Raw genomic sequence first — 22,474 nt, 5'->3', positions numbered from 1 at the left:
ATCTGTCATATCGCTTGGTTAAAGCGCCTGCGGAGAATTGTTTTATTCTCCACGCTGGCCACCTTTTTCAGCCGGCTCTTCAAAGAAGAAGATACTCACGCCGGTTCGTACGGGCTCCGCGGACTCGCTGTCAGCCTCTTGACCGGATATATCCCGGTCATGCGGACCAAGCCACTTGTCCAGTTCTTCCAGAAGAGACTGTGACTGGACGGCTGCGTGCCTGCGCCAGCGCTCCATCACTTCCGGCGGGATGTTGTTGTAGGTCAGGGTTCTCTGGAACAGCGGTGGCTGCCCGGACTCGTCACTGACCAGATTATGATCAATGGTCGCGATGAGATCGGATACGTCCTCACCGAAAATCTGCAGCATTTCCTCGCTGTCTCCGGCTGGAACATAGGCCCTTTGCTGCAATATCAGGCGACCGGATTCGCCATCGACCGAAACCACGTCCACGCGAAGCAGCTCATCCAGTACAGCACGGGGCGGCATGTCACCGCTGTAGCGCTTGACCAGTTCGCTGAAACTCCCCGGCCCGTCGAACGCCAGCATGGCTGGTTCTCCGTCCCTGGCCTGGAAGACCGCATCGTGGACCCAACCCGATACCACCCGGGACGCCCGGTTGGTATGAAGCACATCCCGGCTTCCCGTATTTTCCCCCGCCAGGATCTCCCGCTGGCGCTTTACTTCCTTGCGGGTCAGCCCGGTCATTACCGCAGCGCGTGAATCCGTGGGCTTCCGCCGGTCGTCGGTAAAGTCCTCCAGGGCGGCTTCCACGTAGGCACGTTTCACCAGCTCGGAGAATTCTCCGAAGGGAATGCCGTTCCGCAACAGCAACCTCGCGAGAGGGCGCAGAATACGAAACAGCGCTTGATGCAGGGGGGTTGGCTTTTTCATGTTTGGGATTGTATTCCCATAGCGACGTCGAAAGCCAGAATGCGAGCCGACAACAGTCCAGCCCGCACTGGCGGCTCAATGATCAATCATCATCGCTGCTATCGTCGTCATTACTATCGTCGTCGACTTCGACATTGTCGGTCAGCTCATACTGGCCACCGCTGGTCTGGCGATACCCGATTTCCACTTCATCACCAACCTGGGCGCCGGACAGGCTGAAGCCATTACGGAGCACCTCAAGATTCATGATGGTAATGGAATCGACCCCGATCGCATTCACCCGTGCTTCGAGCTCAAAATCGTCATCGTCGTCGTCATCTTCGCGCTCAATGCTGATGGCTTCGAGGAATCCGCCGTCACTGCTCCGCTGGCGACCCTCGATTTCGAGATAGTCACCCACCTGCAGGCTCTGGATATCCTGAACGCGACTGCGACGCTCATCTTCGTCATCGTCGTCGTCATCAATCAGAGTATTGCCGGTAAGCTGAACACTGACGCCGCTGACGATCATGGTTTCATTGGCCAGATCAAAGGACTCGATGCGGCCATCCAGCTCGGCATCGGACTCCCGGCCTTCGATCTCTTCAGCCACCAGGACGCCATTGACGAAATCCCCTTCCACTTTCACAAACAGGCCATCGGCCAGGCTGCTCTCGCGGAGATCGTCGAATTCGGTACCACCGTTAATCTGGACTCTCACCCCGTTCACCGAAAACTGACGGCTGGCAGCCTCATAGTCGTAAACGCTTCCGGAGATTTCGACGTCGTCATCATCGTCGAAGAGGTCATCCTCATCGTCGATTTCCTCGGCCATGATGGTGTTGCCGTTCAGATACCCTTCCACTTCCACCACGATTCCGTCTGCCAGATCATCCAGGGAGAAGTCGTCATCGCCGACAGCACTGGTGTAATCAACCAGGAAACCGTTGATGGTGAAGGTCTGGGCGCTTGTGTCCAGGTTGGCAACAACGCCTTCAATTTCTACCTCGTTGTCGTCATCGAATTCCAGACCGATGGCCCGGGCGCCAACAAAGCTGGCCCGGAAGCTGCCATCCTCAAGGCGCCAGGCGCTGACCCTTACCCGATATCCCTGGGGGTTGCCGGCAAGGGCTGTTGGGGTGGCGCCGCGGAAGACAGTTTTGCCGTCCAATGAGATTGTCTGGCCCAGCATCATGAGGCTTCCGGTGCGTGTTACATCGTCCCAGCTCATACCGGAGATCGGTCCGCGCAGGGTATCGTCATAGCTGACCCTGTCGGCCCGGCCTTCGCCACGGTCATCCCAGTCGCCCTCAACTTTGAGGATCATGCCCTTTTCGAGCTGGTCCTCGCGCTCCAGGCCATCGTCGCTGCTGACGCTACCATTGGTTTCAAAGCGAGTACCGTTAACGTAAACACTGCCGAAGCCAGAGACTGCGCCCACACTGGTACCCGATGAGGTGCCACTGGTGGAGGTGTCTCCGGAGCCACCGCCGCCACAGGCGGCAAGGGCACCGGCCAGGGCGCCGGTCATGGCCAACTTCACTGCAATTGCCAAAGGTTTGCGATTCATCGTTTTTCTCCAGGCTTGTTATTGCGTCGGCGGGCACCACGTTTTACCACCCAGCCATAAATTGGGATATTTTTCCCACTTCAGTATTTGGGAATTTAATCCCATTTTCTGGAGCTGTCCAGTTTCTGATCATGAAAATTTTGTGAACTTTATGGAGCGCAAAACGTAAATCTTTGAACATTCAGCCAAAACAGGTTCATTACTATGTTGGGTTTTTTGAAAGGCGATCCGAAGAAAAAGCTGCAGAAGGAATACGAGGCGAAGCTCGCCAAGGCACTGAATGCCCAACGCAATGGCGATCTGAGAACTCACGGAACCCTTATGGAGGAGGCTGAAAAGATCTACGCCGAAATTCAGGCGCTGGAAGAGAAGAAATAATCGGGGGAGCGACTAGTCCCCCATCAATTGCCGGATGCGGTGATTGAGGCGGGCCACTTCCCGGCGCATTTCCTCAACCTCATCGAGCAACTCGAGTGACATGGCCAAACCGGGCAGATTCATTTTCAGGTCCTTTTGTAACCTCTGAGCCTTGCGCAACCGGCTCAGGGCAGCAACATCGAATTCCCATTGCCGCGCCTCTGGAGAGTCTTCAAGCGGGGCAATAATTCCGTAGTCCACCAGCTTTATAACAAATTCGGCATGGCACTCGCCACGCTCGCAGACTTCACGCAAGGTGAAGGTGCTGCCGTCCGGGTCGAACACCTCTACCGTCAGAATATGATCGTGTTTGCTCATACCTTACTCCCGCTCAAACGTGAAGCTTGCTGCGTGGATTGAAGTTCTTCTCTGCCTCGGCCAGTTGCTCATAGAGCTTCTCGGCCTCTGGGCTGTGCTTCTCGGGCATGGCGATCTGCAGGGTAACGATCTGGTCCCCCGGATGTTTACCCGGGAAGCCCTTGCCCTTGAGACGAAGCTTTCGGCCACTGGTAGAGCCCTTCGGCACTTTCACATTCACTTTTGAGCCAACCGTCGGCACAGTCACTGTTGCACCCAGCGCCGCCTCCCAGGGTGCGATGGGCACGATGACCAATACATCCCGGCCTTCAACAGTAAACTGTGGGTGCGGCGCGAACTCCACCTCAATAAACAGATCCCCTGGCTCACCTCCGCCAATCCCGGGCGAACCCTGGCCTTTGAGACGAATATGCTGGCCTTCGCGCATGCCAGAGGGAATCTTCACTTTCAAAGTCTTCTGTCGCGGAATCACACGGCCATTCTCGTCCGCCTCATGGACCCCAAACGACACCTGCTTTTCACAACCGTGAAACGCTTCTTCGAGGAAAAGGGCAAGCCGGGCGTGCACGTCTTCACCGCGCATTGTTGCGCTCTGGCGGAAACCGCCACCGCCAAAGCCGCCCCGGCGGCCGCCACCAAAGATCTCCTCGAAAAAATCGCTAAATTGACGAGCATCGGCCTCGGTGTAACCACCGCCGCCAAATCCGGAACCACTCTGCCAGCCAGGAGGTGGTTCAAAGGAACCATCCGCCTTGGCGCCGTATTTGCGCAGTTGATCGTATTCCGCCCGCTTCTCGGGGTCTTTCAGCACTTCGTAGGCTTCACCAAGATCCTTGAACTTGGTGTCGGCGTCCTCTTCCTTGCTGACATCCGGGTGGTACTTCCGGGCAAGCTTACGGTACGCCTTCTTTATCTCCTCGGCGGAGGCAGACTCGCTCACACCGAGCACGGCGTAATAGTCTTTGAAGTCCATTGGGCTCCTCATCACTGGTTATTCTGCTGAGCTTTTTGCTCATTTACTAACCACTATATTTGATGAGGCTGGGAAAATTACAAGGGGAAGGTTGTTCGTACTTGAGGTGGGTCAGGTATTTGGGGCGGAGACCCGCCCCAAATGAACACCGGGAGTTACCTAACTTTCGGATCCAGCTCACCGGAGGCGTAACGCTCGAACATACGCTCCAGGTTAACCGGCTTGATCTTGCTGGCGTTGCCGGCGCAACCGAAGGCTTCGTAGCGTGCGACGCACACTTCGGTCATGGCCTTCATGGTTTCCTTGAGGAATTTGCGCGGGTCGAACTCGGCCGGGTTTTCAGCCAGGAAACGACGGACTGCGCCAGTGCTGGCCAGACGCAGGTCGGTGTCGATGTTGACCTTGCGCACGCCGTGCTTGATGCCCTCTACGATTTCTTCTACCGGTACGCCGTAGGTTTCCGGGATCTCACCGCCATACTCGTTGATGATCTTCAGCCACTCCTGGGGTACGGAGCTGGAGCCGTGCATAACCAGATGGGTGTCCGGGATGCGGGCGTGGATGGCTTTGATCTGGTCGATGGCCAGGATGTCGCCTGTGGGCGGGCGGGTAAACTTGTAGGCGCCGTGGCTGGTGCCGATGGCGATGGCCAGGGCATCAACGTGGGTTTTCTTGACGAAGTCCGCCGCTTCTTCCGGGTCGGTCAGCATCTGGCTGTGATCCAGGGTGCCTTCGGCGCCGATGCCGTCTTCTTCACCGGCCTGGCCGGTTTCGAGAGAACCCAGGCAGCCCAGCTCACCTTCTACGGAGACACCACAGGCATGGGCCATTTCAACGGTGCGACGGGTAACGTCGACGTTGTATTCGTAGTCGGTGGGGGTTTTGCCGTCTTCACCGAGGGAGCCATCCATCATCACGGAGCTGAAGCCCAGCTGGATGGAGCGTTGGCACACGGAGGGGCTGGTACCGTGGTCCTGGTGCATGACCACCGGGATGTGCGGGAATTCTTCGATGGCCGCCAGGATCAGATGGCGCAGGAAGGGAGCACCCGCGTATTTACGGGCACCGGCGGAGGCCTGGACAATCACCGGGGAGTCGGTTTTGTCGGCGGCTTCCATGATGGCGCGCATCTGTTCCAGGTTGTTGACGTTAAAGGCTGGCACACCGTAACCATGCTCGGCGGCGTGATCCAGCATTTGCCGCATCGAAATCAGGGCCATGGGTCGTCTCCTTCAGTTGAATTTGGGTAAAGTTGGATTCTTTCTGTAACTCGTTACGCGCCGCGCTCTTCCAGTACTGCTACGGCCGGAAGCGTTTTACCTTCGACAAATTCCAGGAAGGCACCGCCACCGGTAGAGATGTAGGAGATTTTGTCAGCAACGCCGTACTTGTCAACGGCGGCGACGGTATCACCACCGCCGGCGAGGGAAAAGGCGTCGCTTTCGGCGATGGCATTAGCAAGCGCTTTGGTGCCGTTACCGAACTGATCGAACTCGAAAACGCCTACAGGACCGTTCCAGAGGATGGTTTTGGCGTTCTTCAATACGTCGGCGAACTTGCCGGCAGTTTCCGGGCCCACGTCGAGGATCATATCGTCGTCGCCGACATCGGCAATGTTCTTGGTGGTTGCGGTCGCAGTTTCCGCGAATTCGCTGGCAACCACCACGTCGACCGGCAGCGGGATTTCGACGCGGCTGGCGATGTCTTTGGCTGTGTCGATCAGGTCGTGCTCGCACAGGGATTTGCCGACCGGGTGGCCAGCGGCCGCCAGGAAGGTGTTGGCGATGCCGCCACCTACGATTATGGAATCGCAGACCTTCTCCAGAGCGTTGAGCACGTCCAGTTTGGTGGAGACCTTGGAGCCGCCAACGATGGCTACCACGGGCTTGGCCGGGTTATCCAGGGCTTTGCCCAGGGCTTCCAGTTCGGCCGCCAGCACGGGGCCGGCGCAAGCTTCGGGAGCGAACTTGGCCACGCCGTGGGTGGAGGCCTGGGCACGGTGGGCCGTGCCGAAGGCGTCCATAACGTAGACATCGCACAGGGCCGCGTATTTCTTCGCGAGGTCTTCGTTGTCTTTCTTTTCGCCCTTGTTGAAGCGGACGTTCTCAAACAGGACCACTTCGCCATCGGCCACTTCAACGCCGTCCAGGTAGTCCTTGATCAGGCGGACTTCCTGGCCCAGCACTTTGGTGAGGTGGTCGGCGACGGGCTTCATGGAGGACGCTTCGTCGTACACGCCTTCTTCCGGGCGGCCCAGGTGGGACATCAGCATGACTTTGGCGCCGGCGTCTTTCGCGGCCTTGATGGTGGGCAGCGAGGCACGGATGCGGGCGTCGCTGGAGACTTTGCCGTCCTTGACCGGCACGTTCAGGTCTTCGCGGATCAGCACTCGCTTGCCGGCGAGGTTGAGGTCGGTCATTTTTTTGATGGCCATAACGTTCTTCCCTTGATCAGATCTTGAAAACTTGAAATCTGGTCTGGCTGTCGGATTTCACTTCGCTCAATCCGACCTACAGTAGGTCGGTTCGAGCGCAGCGATAACCGACAATCAGGCTCTGTGTTTCGTCAGCCAGCTTTTGCTGACATCGAGCATCCGGTTCGCGAACCCCCACTCATTATCGAACCAGCACAGCACTTTCACCATGGTGCCTCCGGTTACCCGGGTCTGGCCGCCGTCTACCACGCCGGAGTGGGCATCGTGATTGAAATCGGAGCTGGCCAGCAGTTCGTCGGTATAGCCGAGTATGCTCTTCAATGGGCCGTTGGCGGCCTCTTTTAACAGTTTGTTCACCGCTGCCACGTCGGTGGCTTTGGCCACATTCACGACCATGTCGATGGCGGAAACATTCATGGTCGGCACCCGCATGGCCACCGAGCTGAATCGACCTTCCATATGGGGCAACAGCCGTTCGATACCCCTGGCGAGGCCGGTTTCCACCGGAACGATATTGTGAAGGGCGCTGCGGGTGCGGCGCAGGTCCTGATGATGGTAGGCATCTATAACCGGCTGGTCATTCATGGCCGCGTGAATCGTGGTGGTACTTCCCTGCTGTACGCCAAAGGCTTCGTCCAGCACCTTGATCACGGGTACCAGGCAGTTGGTGGTACAGGACGCCGCAGCGACAATAACATCTTCTGCGGTGAGGTCGGCGTGGTTAACGCCATAAACCACGGTGCGATCGACGTCCGACTCGGCCGGTTGCGAGAACAACAGGCGCGTGGCGCCGGAATCAATGTGTTTCTGGGCCGTAGCACGATCAGAGAAGGCTCCGGAGCATTCCAGCACCAGGTCGACATCCAGCAGGCGCCAGGGCAGTTCTGCCGGATCGGCATGACTCAACACCCGGATAGCATCACCATTGACCATCATATCCTGGCCCGATACCGCGATATCACCCTGGAACCGGCCATGGGTGGAATCGTATCGGGTCAGGTGGGCAATGGTGTCGATATCCGACAACTCATTAATGGCGACCACCTGCAGGTGATCGCGAAAGCCATTTTCATAAAGCGCACGCAACACGCACTGGCCGATTCGGCCGTACCCGTTGATGGCGACACGAAAAGGCACTGAGTCTGTCATCAGGCGTCCAGCAACTCAGCAGCCACTTCCAGAACGTTGTCGACGGTAAAGCCGAATTCCTTGAACAGCTCGCCGGCCGGGGCGGACTCACCGAAGGTGGTCATGCCGATGATGCGACCGTCCAGGCCAACGTACTTGTACCAGTAGTCGGCAATGCCGGCTTCGATGGCGATGCGGTTGGTCACATCCAGCGGCAGAACCTGCTGTTTGTACTCGGCACTCTGGGCATCGAACACGTCGGTGGAGGGCATGGAGACCACACGTACCTTCTTGCCCTGCTCCCGCAGCGTGCCTGCAGCATCCTGTGCCAGGCCGACTTCGGAGCCGGTGGCGATCAGGATCAGGTCCGGCGTGCCTTCACTGTCAGACAGGATATAGGCACCCTTCGCCACATCCGCCAACTGCTGGGCATCGCGCGGCTGTGCCGGCAGGCCCTGACGGGAGAAGACCATGGCTGTCGGGCCATCGGTGCGCTCGAGGGCTGCTTTCCAGGCCACTGCAGATTCAACGGTATCAGCCGGGCGCCACATGCTCATGTTGGGCGTGGTACGCAGGCTCGCCATCTGCTCGATCGGCTGGTGTGTCGGGCCGTCTTCGCCCAGGCCGATGGAGTCGTGGGTGAACACGAAGATAGAACGCTGCTTCATCAGCGCGGCCATGCGCACGGCATTGCGGCAGTATTCCATGAAGATCAGGAAGGTCGCACCGTAGGGCACGAAACCGCCGTGCAGGGCGATGCCGTTCATGATCGCAGCCATACCGAATTCACGGACACCGTAATAGATGTAGTTACCGCTGGCGTCTTCCTTGGTCAGACCCTTGGTGTCTGACCAGATGGTCAGGTTGGAACCGGCCAGGTCGGCAGAGCCACCCATCAGTTCCGGCAGCAGCGGGCCGTAGGCGTTCAGAGTGTTCTGGGAAGCCTTACGGGAGGCAACAGTCTCGGCCTTGTCCTGGCATTCCTGAACATACGCCTGGGCTTTCTCGGCGAAGTCGGCAGGCAGATCACCGGCCATGCGGCGCTTGAACTCTGCCGCCAGCTCCGGCTCGGCCTTCTCGTAGGCCGCGAATTTTTGTTCCCACTCGGACTGGGCTGCAGCACCTTTCTCACGGGCGTTCCAGGCACTGGCGATGTCGGCCGGAATTTCGAAAGGCCCATGCTGCCAGCCCAGCTGCTCGCGGGTCAGGGTGATTTCGTCGTCACCCAGGGGCGCGCCGTGGCAGCTTTCCTTGCCCTGCTTGTTCGGGGAACCGAAGCCGATGATGGTCTTGCAGCAGATCAGTGTGGGCTGATCGGTGTTTGCACGGGCGGCTTCGATAGCGGCGCGGATGGCATCGGCATCGTGGCCGTCGACTGCGGGAATCACCTGCCAGCCGTAGGACTCGAAACGCTGCGGGGTGTTGTCGGTAAACCAACCGTCCACTTCACCATCGATGGAAATGCCATTGTCGTCATAGAACATAACCAGCTTACCCAAGCCCAGGGTGCCGGCCAGAGACGCCACTTCGTGGGAAATGCCTTCCATGAGGCAGCCGTCGCCCAGAAACGCGTAGGTGTAGTGATCAACAATCTGGTGGCCCGGACGGTTGAACTGCGCCGCCAGGGACTTTTCGGCAATGGCGAAACCAACCGCATTGGCAATGCCCTGACCCAGTGGGCCGGTGGTGGTTTCAATGCCCGGGGTGTAGCCGTACTCCGGATGGCCCGGAGTCTTGGAATGCAACTGACGGAAGTTCTTGATGTCTTCGATGGAAACGTCGTAACCGCTCAGGTGCAGCAGGGAATACTGCAGCATGGAGCCGTGACCGTTGGACAGCACGAAGCGGTCCCGGTTGGCCCACTGAGGGTTGGCCGGGTTGTGGCTCAGGTAATCGTTCCACAGAACCTCGGCGATATCCGCCATACCCATGGGCGCACCCGGGTGGCCGGATTTGGCTTTCTGAACCGCATCCATGCTCAGCGCGCGAATGGCGTTGGCGAGATCTTTACGAGACGGCATTGACGTTTCTCCAGTATTTTGCAGGAAAAGAATTCGTAGTGATTAAAGGGCGATCAAAATGAGGCGCGTATTTTCGCCGATTAGTGTGTGCCGGGGCAAATCGGCATACACCTGTTTCACGATTGTTTGCCTGTGGATTTCCGAAAGGCCTGATTTCAAAGAACCATATATCTATATCAAAATTTTTTGATATGCCTATTGATTGACCACCCGAAGCCCCCTACACTTCGTTCCCATGACATCCATGAACACGCACGCCGATAACCTGTCCTCCGTGGACGCACTGGCCCCGATTTTCAAAGCAGGCGGGGATCCGTTGCGCCTGGAGATTCTGCGTGTGCTGAGAAGGGATACGTTCGGAGTTCTGGAGCTCAGCCAGCTGTTTGATATGCGCCAGTCCGGCATGAGCCACCACCTGAAGGTGATGAACAAGGCCGGCCTGCTGGAGCCCCAGCGGGAAGGCAACGCGATTTTCTATCGTCGCCCGCTGCATCTGGACAGCGACAAGCCAACCGACCAGACCATTCGCCAAATCTTTGAAGCGGTGGACCGCGTGCCACTGCCGCCGCACCTGCAGGAACGGATTGAAGCCATCCGCACCCAGCGCGCGGACCAGTCCCAGGCGTTTTTCGCCCGGCATGCCGAGCAGTTCCGTGAGCAGCAGGAACTGATCGCCGCCTTTGATCTTTATGCAGAGCCGGTGGCGGAAATGATCCGCAAGCGGTCCCGTAAACACCAGTGGCAAGCCGCCCTGGAAATCGGTCCCGGTGAAGGCGCGTTCCTTCCGGTGCTGGCCGAACTGTGCGGTCACGTGGTTGCTCTCGATAACAGCCGGGACATGCTGGCCAAGGCAACCCGCACCTGCATCGATGAACGGCTGAACAATATCGACCTGATTGAGGGCGTTACCGACACCCTGCTGGCCAGGGGTGATGCCTTTGATTTGGTAGTTGCGAACATGGTTCTTCACCACGTACCCAGCCCCGCCGACATCTTCCTGGACGCCGCCGCTCTGATGAACAACGGTGGCTGCCTTGTCATTAGCGACCTGTGCAGTCACGACCAGGACTGGGCAAAAGCAAACTGCGGTGATCTCTGGCTGGGCTTTGAACCGGAAGAGCTCACCACCTGGGCCGCAGACGCCGGCCTGATTGCCGGAGAACAGCTGTTTATCGGCTTACGGAACGGCTTCCAGATCCAGGTACGGGAATTCTGGAAGCACAGCGGTCTGATTTGACGACCTGGATCGCAATATCAACAAATTTTGATATACGGATACGTAGTTTTACGTATCCTTACACAAACCACCAAACCGGATACCGGAAAGCGCTTTAAGAAAGTCGTTTACCGGCCTGAATTTGAATCGCTCACAGAGGAGCATGCGTTATGGCTGACTACAATATCTTCACTTCCGAATCGGTCTCTGAAGGCCATCCGGACAAACTGGCAGACCAGATCTCTGATGCCGTACTGGACGCCATTCTGACCGAAGATCCGCACGCCCGCGTTGCCTGCGAAACCATGGTGAAAACCGGTGTGGCCATCGTTGGCGGTGAGATCACCACCAGCGCCTGGGTGGATCTGGAAGACCTGGTCCGCGGCGTGATCAAGGACATCGGCTACACCTCCTCGAAAGTGGGCTACGACGGCGATACCTGCGGCATCATCAACATCATCGGCAAACAGTCCGTCGATATTGCCCAGGGCGTTGATCGTCAGAAACCGGAAGATCAGGGTGCCGGTGATCAGGGCCTGATGTTTGGCTACGCCAGCAACGAAACAGACGTACTCATGCCCGCGCCGATCACTTTCTCTCACCGTCTGGTTCAGCGCCAGGCTGAGGCCCGCAAGAGCGGCCTGTTGCCGTGGCTGCGCCCGGACGCCAAGAGCCAGGTCACCTGCCGCTACGAAAACGGCCGGGTTGCCGGTATCGACGCCGTGGTTCTGTCCACCCAGCACGACGAAGACGTAACACAGGAAGACCTGAAAGAAGCGGTGATGGAACTGATCGTCAAGCACGCGCTGCCAGCCGAACTGCTGCACAAGGACACCCAGTTCCACATCAACCCGACCGGCAAGTTCGTGATCGGTGGCCCCGTTGGTGACTGTGGTCTGACCGGTCGCAAGATCATCGTAGACACATACGGCGGCATGGCTCGCCACGGTGGTGGCGCGTTCTCGGGCAAGGATCCGTCCAAGGTTGACCGTTCCGCCGCCTATGCCGGCCGTTACGTAGCCAAGAACATCGTCGCCGCTGGCCTGGCCGACAAGTGCGAGATTCAGGTGTCCTACGCTATCGGCGTGGCGCAGCCCACCTCGATCTCTCTGAACACCTTCGGCACTGGCAAGATCAGCGATGACAAGATCATTGAACTGGTCCGTCAGAACTTCGATCTGCGCCCGTACGCGATCACCAACATGCTCGACCTGCTGCACCCGATGTACCGGGCTACGGCAGCCTATGGCCACTTTGGCCGCGATCCCTATGAAATGACCGTCGGCGGCAAGACCTTCACCGCGTTCCCATGGGAGAAGACAGATCGTGCGGCCGCTCTCAAGGATGCCGCTGGCATCTAAACCGATTTCGGGCGTATGTCATCAGGCATATACCCAAGCAAAACTGACTGACAGGAGAACACCATGAGCACTCCCGCAGAAAAACTGAACAGCTTTGACGACTACAAAGTCCGCGATATTTCCCTGGCCGGCTGGGGCCGGAAGGAAATCAACATCGCTGAAGGTGAAATGCCTGCCCTGATGAAGCTTCGTGAGAAGTACAAAGCAGAGCAGCCGCTGAAAGGCGCTAATGTGATGGGCTGTATTCACATGACCATCCAGACTGCCGTGCTGATCGAGACGCTGATTGAACTGGGCGCAAACGTTCGCTGGTCTTCGTGCAACATCTTCTCTACCCAGGATCAGGCCGCGGCCGCCATCGCGGCGCAGGGCATTCCCGTGTTTGCCTGGAAAGGCGAAACCGATGAAGAGTACGACTGGTGCCTGGAGCGCACTGTCGGCGCCGACGTCGACGGCTGGGAACCGAACATGATCCTGGATGACGGCGGCGACCTGACCGCTTTGCTCCATGAGAAGTACCCGGAAGTGCTGGCGAACTGCCACGGCGTGACCGAAGAGACCACTACTGGCGTGCACCGCCTGCAGGAAATGCTGCGCGAGGGCACCCTCAAGGTTCCGGCCATCAATGTGAACGATGCCGTGACCAAGGCCAAAAACGACAACAAATACGGTTGTCGCCACAGCCTGAACGACGCCATCAAGCGCGCTACCGACCACCTGATGGCTGGCAAAAAAGCCCTGGTAATTGGCTACGGTGATGTGGGCAAGGGCTCTGCTGCCTCGCTCCGTCAGGAAGGCATGATTGTGAAAGTAACCGAAGCCGATCCGATCTGCGCCATGCAGGCCTGTATGGATGGTTTTGAGGTGGTGTCTCCGTACATTGACGGTGTGAACACCGGCACCGAGTCCGCCGTGAATCGTGATCTGCTGCAGAACACCGATCTGCTGGTCACCACCACCGGTAACATGAACGTGTGCGACGCGCACATGCTGAAAGCCATCAAGTCTGGCGCAGTTGTATGCAACATCGGCCACTTCGACAACGAGATCGATACTGCCTACATGCGCAAGAACTGGGAATGGGACGAGGTGAAGCCGCAGGTTCACGTTGTTTACCGCGACAAGGCCACCAATGACCACCTGATTCTTTTGTCCGAAGGCCGTCTGGTGAACCTGGGCAATGCCACTGGTCACCCGTCACGGATCATGGATGGCTCTTTTGCCAACCAGGTTCTGGCTCAGATGTATCTGTTCGAGCGCAAGTTCGCCGACCTGCCGGAAGATGCGCGTGAGAAAGGTGTTTACGTTCAGGTTCTGCCCAAGCACCTGGACGAGGAAGTGGCCCGGGCCATGGTGGAAGGTTTTGGTGGCGTGATCACCAAGATGACCCCGGAACAGGCCAAATACATCGGTGTACCGGTCGAAGGCCCGTACAAGCCAGAAAGCTACAAGTACTGATCGGGTAAACAGATGCAATCCCAGAAACAGTTCAAGCGCCGTTTCAGCTTTGAGTTTTTCCCGCCCAAGACCGACCAGGGCAAGGAAAAGCTGCAGAACGTGCGCAACCAGCTGGCCGAGGTTAATCCGGACTTTTTCTCCGTCACCTTCGGCGCCGGTGGTTCCACCCGGGACCGTACCATCGAGACCGTGCTCAACCTGCACAGCCAGGGGGTTTCCACGGCACCGCATCTTTCCTGCGTCGGGGGCACCCGCCAGGAAATCGGCGAGCTGCTGGATCTGTATAAAGAGCACGGAATCAACCGGATTGTCGCCCTGCGGGGCGACATGCCCTCCGGTATGGGGGCCGCCGGTGAGCTGCGCTACGCCAACGAACTTGTGGAGTTTATCCGCGAGCACAGCGGCGACACCTTCAACCTGGAAGTGGCGGCGTATCCTGAGTTTCATCCTCAGGCTCGCAATGCCGAAGAAGATCTGAAGAACTTTGCCCGCAAGGTTCATGCTGGTGCCAACAGTGCCATTACCCAGTACTTCTTCAATGCCGACAGCTACTTCTACTTCATCGACCGGCTGGAGAAAATGGGCGTTACCATTCCGGTGGTACCGGGCATCATGCCCATCGTCAATTTCTCCAACCTGGTTCGTTTTTCGGACATGTGCGGCGCGGAAATTCCACGCTGGATTCGCAAACAGCTCGAAGCCTACGGCGACGACAGCGATTCCATCCGCAAGTTCGGCGAGGAAGTGGTCACCGAGATGTGCGAGAAGCTGTTGAAGGCCGGCGCGCCGGGCTTGCATTTCTATACCCTGAACCAGGTGGAGCCCAGTATCAGCATCTGGAAGAACCTGGGCATCAGTGAGCGGGAGAAGATTGCTTTCTGATGTAGTACTGGTGTCGGATTACGGCCCTTCGGGCCTAATCCGACCTACGGCTCTCCGGTTCACTTGGCAGTCTCTCGCCATCGTAGGTTGGATTAGGCCCGAAGGGCCGTAATCCAACAATGCAGCCGCCCCTTACTTCTCCGCCAAGCATTTGATTTCCTGTGTACATCTGCGTAATAGTCTAGAGTGTATGTGATGCAGTTCCATCAACGCTCCCCGGAGATCGCAGTCATCAGCAGTGATTGGTCCGGCTTGCCTTACCGGGCAAATGGAGCCTCATAAGAAAGAAAAGGAGAATGTATGAGCACGAAGTGGCTGAAGACCCTAAGCGCAAGCCTGGCACTCACTGTTGCCGCAGGAACCGTCAGCGCAGAAACCCTGCGCGTCGTCACTGACCCGAGTTTCGTTCCGTTTGAAATGATGGACCAGGAAACCGGTGAGATGATCGGTTTCGACATGGAGATCATCCGCGAGGTGGCCGACCGTGCCGGTTTCGAGATTGACCTCAACACCATGGACTTCAACGGCATCATCCCTGCCCTGCAAACCGGTAACGTGGACATTGCCATTGCCGGCATCACCATTACCGAAGAACGTGAAGAGATCGTCGACTTCTCAGACCCGTACTACGATTCCGGTCTGCGCATTCTTGTTCGTGAGAGCAATGGCGACGTCAGTGAGTTTGACGACCTGGAAGGCAAGAAAATCGGCACCAAGATTGGCAGCACCAGCTACGACTACCTGGTCAAGAATCTGGACGCCAATGACGGTGTGACTCCGTATCCTGGCAGCTCCGACATGTACATGGCGCTCATGTCCCGCGCCATTGATGCGGTCTTCTACGATGCGCCGAACGTAGGCTACTTTGCCCGCACCAAAGGTGAAGGCAAGGTGAAGACCATTGGTCCGCTGTATGAAGGCCAGCAGTACGGTATCGCCTTGAAGAATGGCAGTGAGTGGGTTGACGACGTTAACGACGCCCTCGCTGCAATGAAAGAAGATGGCACCTACAAAACCATCTATGAGAAGTGGTTTGGCCCCATGCCTGAGGGCATGTAAGGGCTCCCGGACCCAAGCGGTCTGATTCCCTGTGCCGGGGCATCCCTGCCCCGGCACTTCGTGACTCCAAAACTCTGCGGAGACTCTCACTGTGGAATTCCAGTTTCAGTTCGACTGGCAGGCAGCCATCGACTCTATCCCTTTTCTGATAAAAGGGATCCCCTACACCCTGCTGATTTCCTTCGGCGGTCTTCTGATCGGTTTTGCTCTGGGCATTTTCTTTGGCCTGCTGAGCATCAACAAGAAGTGGTTCCTGCGGTGGCCGGCAACCGCCTACATCGAAATCTTTCGTGGCACTCCGATCCTGGTTCAGGTCCTGTTTATCTTCTATGGCCTGCCCGACCTGATCGGGGGCCCCATTGATCCCCTGACGGCCGGTATTGCCGCCATTGCCCTTAATTCCGGCGCCTACATCTCTGAGGTGGTCCGCGGTGGCGTTCAGTCCATCGACAAAGGCCAGACCGAAGCCGGGCTCTCCCTGGGGCTGTCCCGTACCCAGACCTTCTGGTCGGTTGTCTGGCCACAGGCGTTCCGCCGGATGATTCCGCCGCTGGGTAACCAGGCCATTGTCAGCATCAAGGACACGTCCCTGTTCTCGGTGATTGGCGTCGGCGAGCTGGTCCGCCAGGGTCAGATCTATATTGCCAACACCTTTACCGCGTTTGAGGTGTACTTCGTGGTCGCAATCCTCTACCTCGCCATCACCCTGTCCCTGTCCATCATTCTCCGCTTCGTCGAGCGGCGCGGACTGGCTTCTGTCTGAAGGAACGTTACCCATGACTCAGATTGTAAAAATGAAGGGCATGAACAAGTACTTCGGCAAACTGCATGTCCTGAAAGATATTGATCTCACTGTCGAGCAAGGCGAAGTGGTGGTTATCATCGGCGCCAGTGGCTCCGGCAAATCCACCCTGATCCGGTGTGTCAACGGCCTTGAGGAATACGAGTCCGGCACCCTGGAGGTTGATGGCCAGCATCTCGCTCCGAAAAGCGGCAACCCGAAATCCCTGGCTGAAATCCGCAAGGAAGTCGGGATGGTGTTCCAGCAGTTCAATCTGTTCCCTCACCTCACGGTGAAGAAGAACATTATGCTGGCCCCCCAGAAGGTGAAGGATGCTCCGGAAACCGTTGCCAACGCCACTGCCGAGCGGTTGCTCAACCGTGTGGGCATCGGCAACCAGGCCGACAAGTATCCCAGCCAGCTTTCCGGCGGCCAGCAACAGCGGGTTGCGATTGCCCGGGCCCTGGCCATGGAACCGCGCCTGATGCTGTTCGATGAACCCACCTCAGCCCTCGACCCGGAAATGATCGGTGAAGTGCTGGATGTTATGCGGGAGCTGGCCAAGGAAGGCATGACCATGATGGTCGTGACGCACGAAATGGGCTTCGCCCGTGAAGTGGCCGATCGCGTGATCTACATCCACGAAGGTGCGATTGTGGAACAAGGCAAACCCCATGATGTGTTCGACAACCCTCAGAACGAGCGCACCCAGGCGTTTCTTTCGCGGGTTCTTGCGCACTGAAGTAACCGCGCAATCAGCCCCCGCTTCGGGGGCTTTTTCTTGAACGTGTCCCGTCTCGCAACGGTATGTCAGGCAATGCTATCCAGTTGGGCCTGTAATTGATGATCAACACGACGCACCTCCCTCACGAGATTCACGCCCATACTCACTCCAGCCACGTCCATCAAATCAGTCGGAATTGCTCTTCTCTGCGTTTCGGAGAACCAGGTCAGCACATCTACCAGATGCCAGAGCGCACTCGCGCCCTCATGGACCGGCAACGGGAAACTGGCCAGATGAGTTTGAATGAGTTTACGCATGTTTTGGCGGGAGAAGTTCAACAAGCTGGCCATATCGGAAATACCAACAAGGTCCGGGCCTGCCTCCACCAACCGGGCTTCTGGAACGGCTTTCTTCACTTGCTGAAGTGCGCTCAGCATGGCTTTTTCTGCTGAATCCGCCTCGCGAGTGAAATTCAAAGCCAGCCGGCCTTTTTGACCAAGACCGATGATGGCATCGTCGCATCCAGACTCAAACAGCGCGGATTCCAGAGCCTCTTGTTCAAGACCAGTCGGGACTGAAAATGTGAGCGTGAAGTCATATTCGAGTTTCATGGTCTTTACCTCCAGCACTTCGATTTCCGGTGCAGTTATCAACGATGCGACGAATCTGCTTTGCGTGGTTCTGCGTGTTTTTGGGTGTGCTCCAGATACTGGCAACACAGAACTCTCCACACCGGCAGTCCTTGGTATTCAACGGGCAATACATCCGCCCCCAGGCGTGGCCCTTTCTAATCTCGATCCGCCAGCCGTGTAATTCAGCGTAAGCCACGGCCTCTTCAATATCTTTGTTCGCGTGTCTCTTGCGGGGCATTCTTGCCATTCCTTGGGCAAATAATATACATCAAGGTTGTCATATGACAACTTTGATGTATATTATCTCATTGACTGGATCACCAAATTGGTGACCAGGGTGGTAATGACGGCCAAATACATGAGAAGCATTGGCGTTATAACCCAGGCTTGCCAACTTCGCGGCAAGGGCACGGCCGGATCTCCTAGTAAAGACGCGCGTTGCTGGAAAAACGGAGAGGGAATCGCTCGGAAGATCAGATAAGCAAATACATTACTGCTTCTCATCAATCGCCCAATGATCTTTCCTTGCCAAATGTTACTTGCGGTTGAAATACCCCCTCTCTCAGTCGCCACCCGAGCTTCAATCAAAACCGTATAGCGAAAACCGAGCGTGAAGATAAGGAGTAAGGGCATAAGTCCAATAAAAAGACTCAGATAACCAATATGCGCCAACGTATAAATCATTTCGGGGTTTTCTTATTCAAGCTGCATAAATATACCCGCCAGCAGAACAACCGCGAGCACTCCATACATCGACAACACAGGCACCAGACACCACGCTTGCCAGAGCCTCGGCAGCGGAACATCTGGGTCGCCCAACGTCGATGCTCGCTTGCGGCAGAAACGAGACGAACAATTACGGAAAACAAGAAACGCGAAGACATGGCTGCACCTGACGAGACGACCGACAAGCGCCTCTGACCAGATCTGGCTGGTACTGGAAAGACTGCCAGAATGCGTCGCGACTCGTTGCTCTATTTTTTGGGCATAACGAAAACCCGTGGTCACGATCACAAAGATGAACAACAAGCTCAGAATGATACCCCCGGCCACCACATACGCTGCGAAGATTCGCCATTCCTCACTCACGTTTGCGCGCCTCGTAGCTCAGCTGTGTAAGAGAAAAGAGGTTGTTTACAGCAGGCGACTCTTCACTCAGCAATAACCAAAAAAATGGCCGACATTGCAAATATCATTGCACATGCAAAAGTAAAGGTGACCGGAATAAGCGCCCACAGCTTTAAATGCCTGGGCGTCGCTCCATCCTCTTTACCCATTCTCGACGCAACTTTGCTACCGATCACCGGGAGATTCCTGTAGGTGAAAAAGGACCAGACGTTCATGGCACGAATCCACCTTCCCCAGGGGCCATCGCCCCACAGAATTTTTGTCATATCCAGGTAGGCGCCGGGCGCGGCAATCTTGGCCTCTACCACGCGTATCCTCGAAAACGCTACTGTCACTGTAAACAGAATTCCCAGTAAGCCGCCTATCATGGAGGCAATCCCCAAGAACGCTGAAATAACTGTGAGCTTCTCAATCATCAACAATGACCTCTCGGACCTTCGTACCCATAATCGCTCCACCTTTGCTGCCGAGGTAACCACCACCAAAACCGCCAACTCCTGAGGCAATAACGACGCATGCCACACCACCAATTCCAGTCGTTATACCCAATAACACGCAGGCGCCGCCTAATTTGGATCCAAGCTGAGCTCCAAAATAAGCGCCACCCAATTTACTCGGTTCTTCTATCAGGGCAGCCTCGCACGCCTGGTCGGACTCAAGGGTACACGCCTCTGCAATGTTCGCCGCTCCCAACCCCGCATCGACAAGTAACAAACCCCAGCCTGTTCCCTGAACAGCCTTACCCATGCCAGCTAATTTTGCATAATGCGTGGCGTAACCCGGAATGCCTCCCACACCCGAGGACTTCCACTCATGGACGATGCTCTTGGACGACAACCCTAAAGCTCGCTTTAATTTCGCGTCATCAGCTAACGACATGCCCTTCCGGGCCACACTGCCAAGGGCGAAGTCCAGCTTTGTGAATAATTTCTGTCTGCGCTCAAAAAATTCGGGATGGCTCAGTTTGCCGTACTTTCGGAACGTGCTTTGATGCAGCACCTCCAGCTCCTTCAGAATGCCGTTAATGCTCTTGATCTGCTGCCCAACCATGGCAGCACCGACGCCCATGCCAGTCGCAGCATTAGCCGTCATCAGCTCCAGAAGGTCATAGTGATCGACGATGAACTGAGCCTCCTGCTCGCTCAGTTGCCGCACTTGCTGATTGACCTGGGCAGCCACTGCCATCAGATCATTTTCTTTGACCGTGCATTCCAGACTTTCAGGATCTGCAATAACAATCATTTCACCGGGCAGAACTCGGTTGCCTAGCCCTGGATTCAGACGCTCAAAATTGTCAGGTTTCGCAAACGCATCACCATAAAGCTGAGACAACAGTTCGTTGCGGCTCATTGGTTCGCGAACGACATGGAATCCGGGCTCACTCAGATCCCGATTGTCGTTGGCGTCAGGATGAGTTGAATTTACTGTGCTGATCGCACTGGGCTCAGTCGCGGATGGTGAGTTGGTCGGAGAATTAGTAGGTTCAGCCCGGCCTGTGGAGCTCGCCCTCTCTGGCGTTGCCTGCACAGACTCCGCGGCTGTTGTTGAAGGTACTGCTGCTTTTGGCGTGACGGGGGATACGCCCGAAAATGGCGCAGGGGTATGAGTATCACCAACCACCACAGACCCCGACCCAATAGTCACGCCGCCGCATGAAATCGCGCCACCTGTCACCGCCGCCGGCTTGCCGTTGATCATGACGGTGGACGAACCACCGGTGATGGTGCGCGGGTGGGGCGGATGCTTGGGTTTGGAATGGGGTGCCAGCGGATCGCCTACCCGGGCAACGGGCCTGCCATCAATCAGCACATCGGGAGAACCGGCAATCACCGGCGTGGGCGGGAAACCTTCGTGATCGGAGCCAAGGTCTCCGAGCAGAACAATCGCTTTACTCATGTCGCGTCCTTTGCGTTTTTGCTGGGCCATCCTGGCCTTTTGGCTGTGAACCGGCAGTTTATACTGAAGCACTCTTCTGGCCAAATGGTTCGGTCTCAGAGTGTGATGGAATCAGGCAGGTGGAAAGCGTCAGGCAATAGCGGGCCAGATCGACCTGAAATCCGGGTGGCCGGCATCCGCTGTTAACTGTAATATCCGCACAGGTTAACAGCGACAACCCAGAACCTGACTGACTTACCGGAGACTCACCATGCGTAATGCCGATCTCGTCACCCGCGGCCTGAAATCCGTGTGGCACCCCTGCACCCAGATGAAAGACCACGAAGGCGCCGTTCCCCTGGTGCCCATCAAACGTGGCGAAGGTGTCTGGCTGGAAGATTTTGAAGGCAATCGCTTTATAGATGCCGTCAGCTCCTGGTGGGTCAATCTGTTCGGCCACGCCAATCCGAGAATCAACGCGGCTATCCAGAAGCAGATTGGCGAGCTGGAGCACGTTATCCTCGCCGGTTTTACCCACGAGCCGGTGGTCAATCTGTCTGAGCGCCTAATTGAAGTCACCCCGCCGGGCCTGAACAAAGTCTTTTACGCCGACAACGGCTCCTCCGCCATCGAAGCTGCCCTGAAAATGAGCTTCCACTACTGGAAGAACCACGGCAAACCGGGCAAGAAAAACTTTGTGAACCTGAGCAACAGCTACCACGGTGAAACCCTGGGCGCCCTCGCACTCGGCGATGTCTCGCTCTATAAGGACACCTATCAGCCGTTACTTATGGAAGTGCTGACAGCCCCTTCGCCTGACGCATTCAACAAGGAGCCGGGTGAGACCGACGAAGCCTATGCCTTGCGCCAGTTTGAGGCTATGGAAAAGCTGCTGGCCGAGAAGCACGACGAAATCTGCGCCGTGGTGGTGGAACCGCTGATCCAGTGCGCCGGCGGCATGCGCATGCACCATCCCATCTACCACACCAAACTGCGGGAAGCCTGCGACCGCTATGGCGTCCACCTGATTGCCGACGAGATCGCCGTTGGTTTTGGTCGCACCGGCACCCTGTTTGCCTGTGAACAGTCGGGCATCACTCCGGATTTCATGTGTCTGTCCAAGGGGCTCACCGCCGGCTACCTGCCGCTGTCCGTAGTGCTGACCACCGATGATGTCTACAACGCCTTCTACGACGACTACGAAACCCTGAAGGCCTTCCTCCACAGCCACAGTTACACCGGTAACCCCATTGGTTGCGCCGTGGCACTGGCGACCCTGGATATCTTCCGGGATGACAATGTGATTGAGAGCAACCGGGGGCTTTCCACGTGCATGGCCGAATCTGTCGCCCATCTTGCGGACCACCCGAATGTCGGGGACATCCGCCAGCACGGCATGACTCTGGCGGTGGAAATGGTGAAAGATAAAGCCTCGAAAACGCCCTTTCCCTGGCAGGAACGCCGTGGTATTCGCGTTTACCAGCATGCATTAACGCGTCAGGCCTTGCTTCGCCCCCTGGGTAATGTGGTTTACTTCATGCCGCCTTACGTGATCACCGAAGAACAGATCCGCCACCTGGCCCAGGTTGCGACGGAAGGCATAGAGATCGCGGTTCGCGACTGA

The 22,474-nt window shown here is 57.0% G+C and carries 23 protein-coding genes; 9 read left to right on the top strand and 14 right to left on the bottom strand.

The genetic code is table 11. From position 1 onward, the window contains the following. Positions 1-42 precede the first annotated feature (42 nt). The gene (locus tag FMN52_RS13555; RefSeq protein WP_148609114.1) at positions 43-894 is read right to left on the bottom strand and encodes a DUF6502 family protein; all 852 of its coding nucleotides are present in this window, start codon (positions 892-894) and stop codon (positions 43-45) included. Positions 895-976: 82 nt separating this feature from the next. Then, positions 977-2,443: a DUF5666 domain-containing protein gene (locus FMN52_RS13550; protein WP_148609113.1), complete on the bottom strand. Its 1,467-nt coding sequence runs from the start codon at positions 2,441-2,443 to the stop codon at positions 977-979. Between the two features lie 204 nt (positions 2,444-2,647). Between FMN52_RS13550 and FMN52_RS13545 the strand changes: the two genes are divergently transcribed. Next, positions 2,648-2,821, top strand: a complete 174-nt coding sequence (locus tag FMN52_RS13545) for a DUF6435 family protein (RefSeq protein ID WP_148609112.1) — start codon at positions 2,648-2,650, stop codon at positions 2,819-2,821. Between the two features lie 12 nt (positions 2,822-2,833). On the opposite strand, the gene FMN52_RS13540 is transcribed toward FMN52_RS13545, so the two are convergent. The 6 genes from FMN52_RS13540 to tkt form a co-directional block, all read right to left on the bottom strand. Then, entirely contained in the window at positions 2,834-3,178 is a 345-nt protein-coding gene (locus FMN52_RS13540) for a chaperone modulator CbpM (protein ID WP_148609111.1), read from the bottom strand. Positions 3,179-3,191: 13 nt separating this feature from the next. After that, complete coding sequence (locus tag FMN52_RS13535) at positions 3,192-4,151, bottom strand: DnaJ C-terminal domain-containing protein (RefSeq protein WP_148609110.1); 960 nt, start codon at positions 4,149-4,151, stop codon at positions 3,192-3,194. A 155-nt stretch (positions 4,152-4,306) separates the two neighbouring features. Next, positions 4,307-5,371, bottom strand: coding sequence for a class II fructose-bisphosphate aldolase (gene fba, locus FMN52_RS13530; protein WP_148609109.1), 1,065 nt, complete (start codon positions 5,369-5,371; stop codon positions 4,307-4,309). Between the two features lie 53 nt (positions 5,372-5,424). Continuing rightward, a complete protein-coding gene (locus FMN52_RS13525; RefSeq protein WP_148609108.1) occupies positions 5,425-6,585 on the bottom strand; it encodes a phosphoglycerate kinase in 1,161 nt (386 codons plus the stop codon). A 114-nt stretch (positions 6,586-6,699) separates the two neighbouring features. Further along, entirely contained in the window at positions 6,700-7,734 is a 1,035-nt protein-coding gene (gene gap, locus FMN52_RS13520; RefSeq protein WP_148609107.1) for a type I glyceraldehyde-3-phosphate dehydrogenase, read from the bottom strand. After that, positions 7,734-9,734: a transketolase gene (tkt, locus tag FMN52_RS13515; RefSeq protein ID WP_148609106.1), complete on the bottom strand. Its 2,001-nt coding sequence runs from the start codon at positions 9,732-9,734 to the stop codon at positions 7,734-7,736. Before tkt ends, gap begins: the two co-directional genes overlap by 1 nt. 244 nt (positions 9,735-9,978) lie before the next feature. On the opposite strand from tkt, the gene FMN52_RS13510 reads away from it, so the two are divergent. The 7 genes from FMN52_RS13510 to FMN52_RS13480 all read left to right on the top strand — a co-directional run bounded on the left by FMN52_RS13510 (position 9,979) and on the right by FMN52_RS13480 (position 17,233). Further along, a complete protein-coding gene (locus FMN52_RS13510) occupies positions 9,979-10,971 on the top strand; it encodes a metalloregulator ArsR/SmtB family transcription factor (RefSeq protein ID WP_240339481.1) in 993 nt (330 codons plus the stop codon). Positions 10,972-11,120: 149 nt separating this feature from the next. Beyond that, positions 11,121-12,311, top strand: a complete 1,191-nt coding sequence (gene metK, locus FMN52_RS13505; protein WP_148609104.1) for a methionine adenosyltransferase — start codon at positions 11,121-11,123, stop codon at positions 12,309-12,311. Positions 12,312-12,374: 63 nt separating this feature from the next. After that, positions 12,375-13,769 carry an adenosylhomocysteinase gene (gene ahcY / locus FMN52_RS13500; protein WP_148609103.1) on the top strand — a complete coding sequence of 465 codons (1,395 nt, stop codon included), beginning with the start codon at positions 12,375-12,377 and terminating at the stop codon, positions 13,767-13,769. A gap of 12 nt (positions 13,770-13,781) precedes the next feature. Next, complete coding sequence (metF, locus tag FMN52_RS13495; RefSeq protein ID WP_148609102.1) at positions 13,782-14,651, top strand: methylenetetrahydrofolate reductase [NAD(P)H]; 870 nt, start codon at positions 13,782-13,784, stop codon at positions 14,649-14,651. 300 nt (positions 14,652-14,951) lie between these two features. Continuing rightward, positions 14,952-15,710, top strand: a complete 759-nt coding sequence (locus FMN52_RS13490) for a transporter substrate-binding domain-containing protein (RefSeq protein WP_148609101.1) — start codon at positions 14,952-14,954, stop codon at positions 15,708-15,710. A 91-nt stretch (positions 15,711-15,801) separates the two neighbouring features. Then, positions 15,802-16,473 (top strand): amino acid ABC transporter permease, encoded by a 672-nt coding sequence (locus FMN52_RS13485; RefSeq protein WP_014578168.1) that lies wholly within the window; start codon positions 15,802-15,804, stop codon positions 16,471-16,473. A 13-nt stretch (positions 16,474-16,486) separates the two neighbouring features. Next, positions 16,487-17,233, top strand: a complete 747-nt coding sequence (locus FMN52_RS13480) for an amino acid ABC transporter ATP-binding protein (protein WP_148609100.1) — start codon at positions 16,487-16,489, stop codon at positions 17,231-17,233. Positions 17,234-17,301: 68 nt separating this feature from the next. Here FMN52_RS13480 and FMN52_RS13475 read toward each other — a convergent pair whose 3' ends face one another. The 6 genes from FMN52_RS13475 to FMN52_RS13450 all read right to left on the bottom strand — a co-directional run bounded on the left by FMN52_RS13475 (position 17,302) and on the right by FMN52_RS13450 (position 20,871). After that, entirely contained in the window at positions 17,302-17,826 is a 525-nt protein-coding gene (locus FMN52_RS13475; RefSeq protein WP_148609099.1) for a DNA-binding protein, read from the bottom strand. Then, the gene (locus tag FMN52_RS20000; RefSeq protein ID WP_240339480.1) at positions 17,810-18,094 is read right to left on the bottom strand and encodes a hypothetical protein; all 285 of its coding nucleotides are present in this window, start codon (positions 18,092-18,094) and stop codon (positions 17,810-17,812) included. The genes FMN52_RS13475 and FMN52_RS20000 overlap by 17 nt, the downstream gene beginning before the upstream one ends. 53 nt (positions 18,095-18,147) lie before the next feature. Continuing rightward, positions 18,148-18,531, bottom strand: coding sequence for a hypothetical protein (locus tag FMN52_RS13465; RefSeq protein ID WP_148609097.1), 384 nt, complete (start codon positions 18,529-18,531; stop codon positions 18,148-18,150). 12 nt (positions 18,532-18,543) lie between these two features. Further along, positions 18,544-18,936 carry a hypothetical protein gene (locus FMN52_RS13460; RefSeq protein ID WP_148609096.1) on the bottom strand — a complete coding sequence of 131 codons (393 nt, stop codon included), beginning with the start codon at positions 18,934-18,936 and terminating at the stop codon, positions 18,544-18,546. 62 nt (positions 18,937-18,998) lie between these two features. After that, positions 18,999-19,391: a hypothetical protein gene (locus FMN52_RS13455; RefSeq protein ID WP_148609095.1), complete on the bottom strand. Its 393-nt coding sequence runs from the start codon at positions 19,389-19,391 to the stop codon at positions 18,999-19,001. Then, complete coding sequence (locus FMN52_RS13450; RefSeq protein WP_148609759.1) at positions 19,384-20,871, bottom strand: type VI secretion system PAAR protein; 1,488 nt, start codon at positions 20,869-20,871, stop codon at positions 19,384-19,386. The genes FMN52_RS13455 and FMN52_RS13450 overlap by 8 nt, the downstream gene beginning before the upstream one ends. Positions 20,872-21,121: 250 nt before the next feature. Between FMN52_RS13450 and FMN52_RS13445 the strand changes: the two genes are divergently transcribed. Beyond that, a complete protein-coding gene (locus FMN52_RS13445) occupies positions 21,122-22,474 on the top strand; it encodes an adenosylmethionine--8-amino-7-oxononanoate transaminase (protein WP_064227656.1) in 1,353 nt (450 codons plus the stop codon).

It is taken from the genome of Marinobacter sp. BW6 (assembly GCF_008107725.1).
Lineage (GTDB): Bacteria > Pseudomonadota > Gammaproteobacteria > Pseudomonadales > Oleiphilaceae > Marinobacter.
This window is presented reverse-complemented; position numbering and strand designations above follow the sequence as displayed.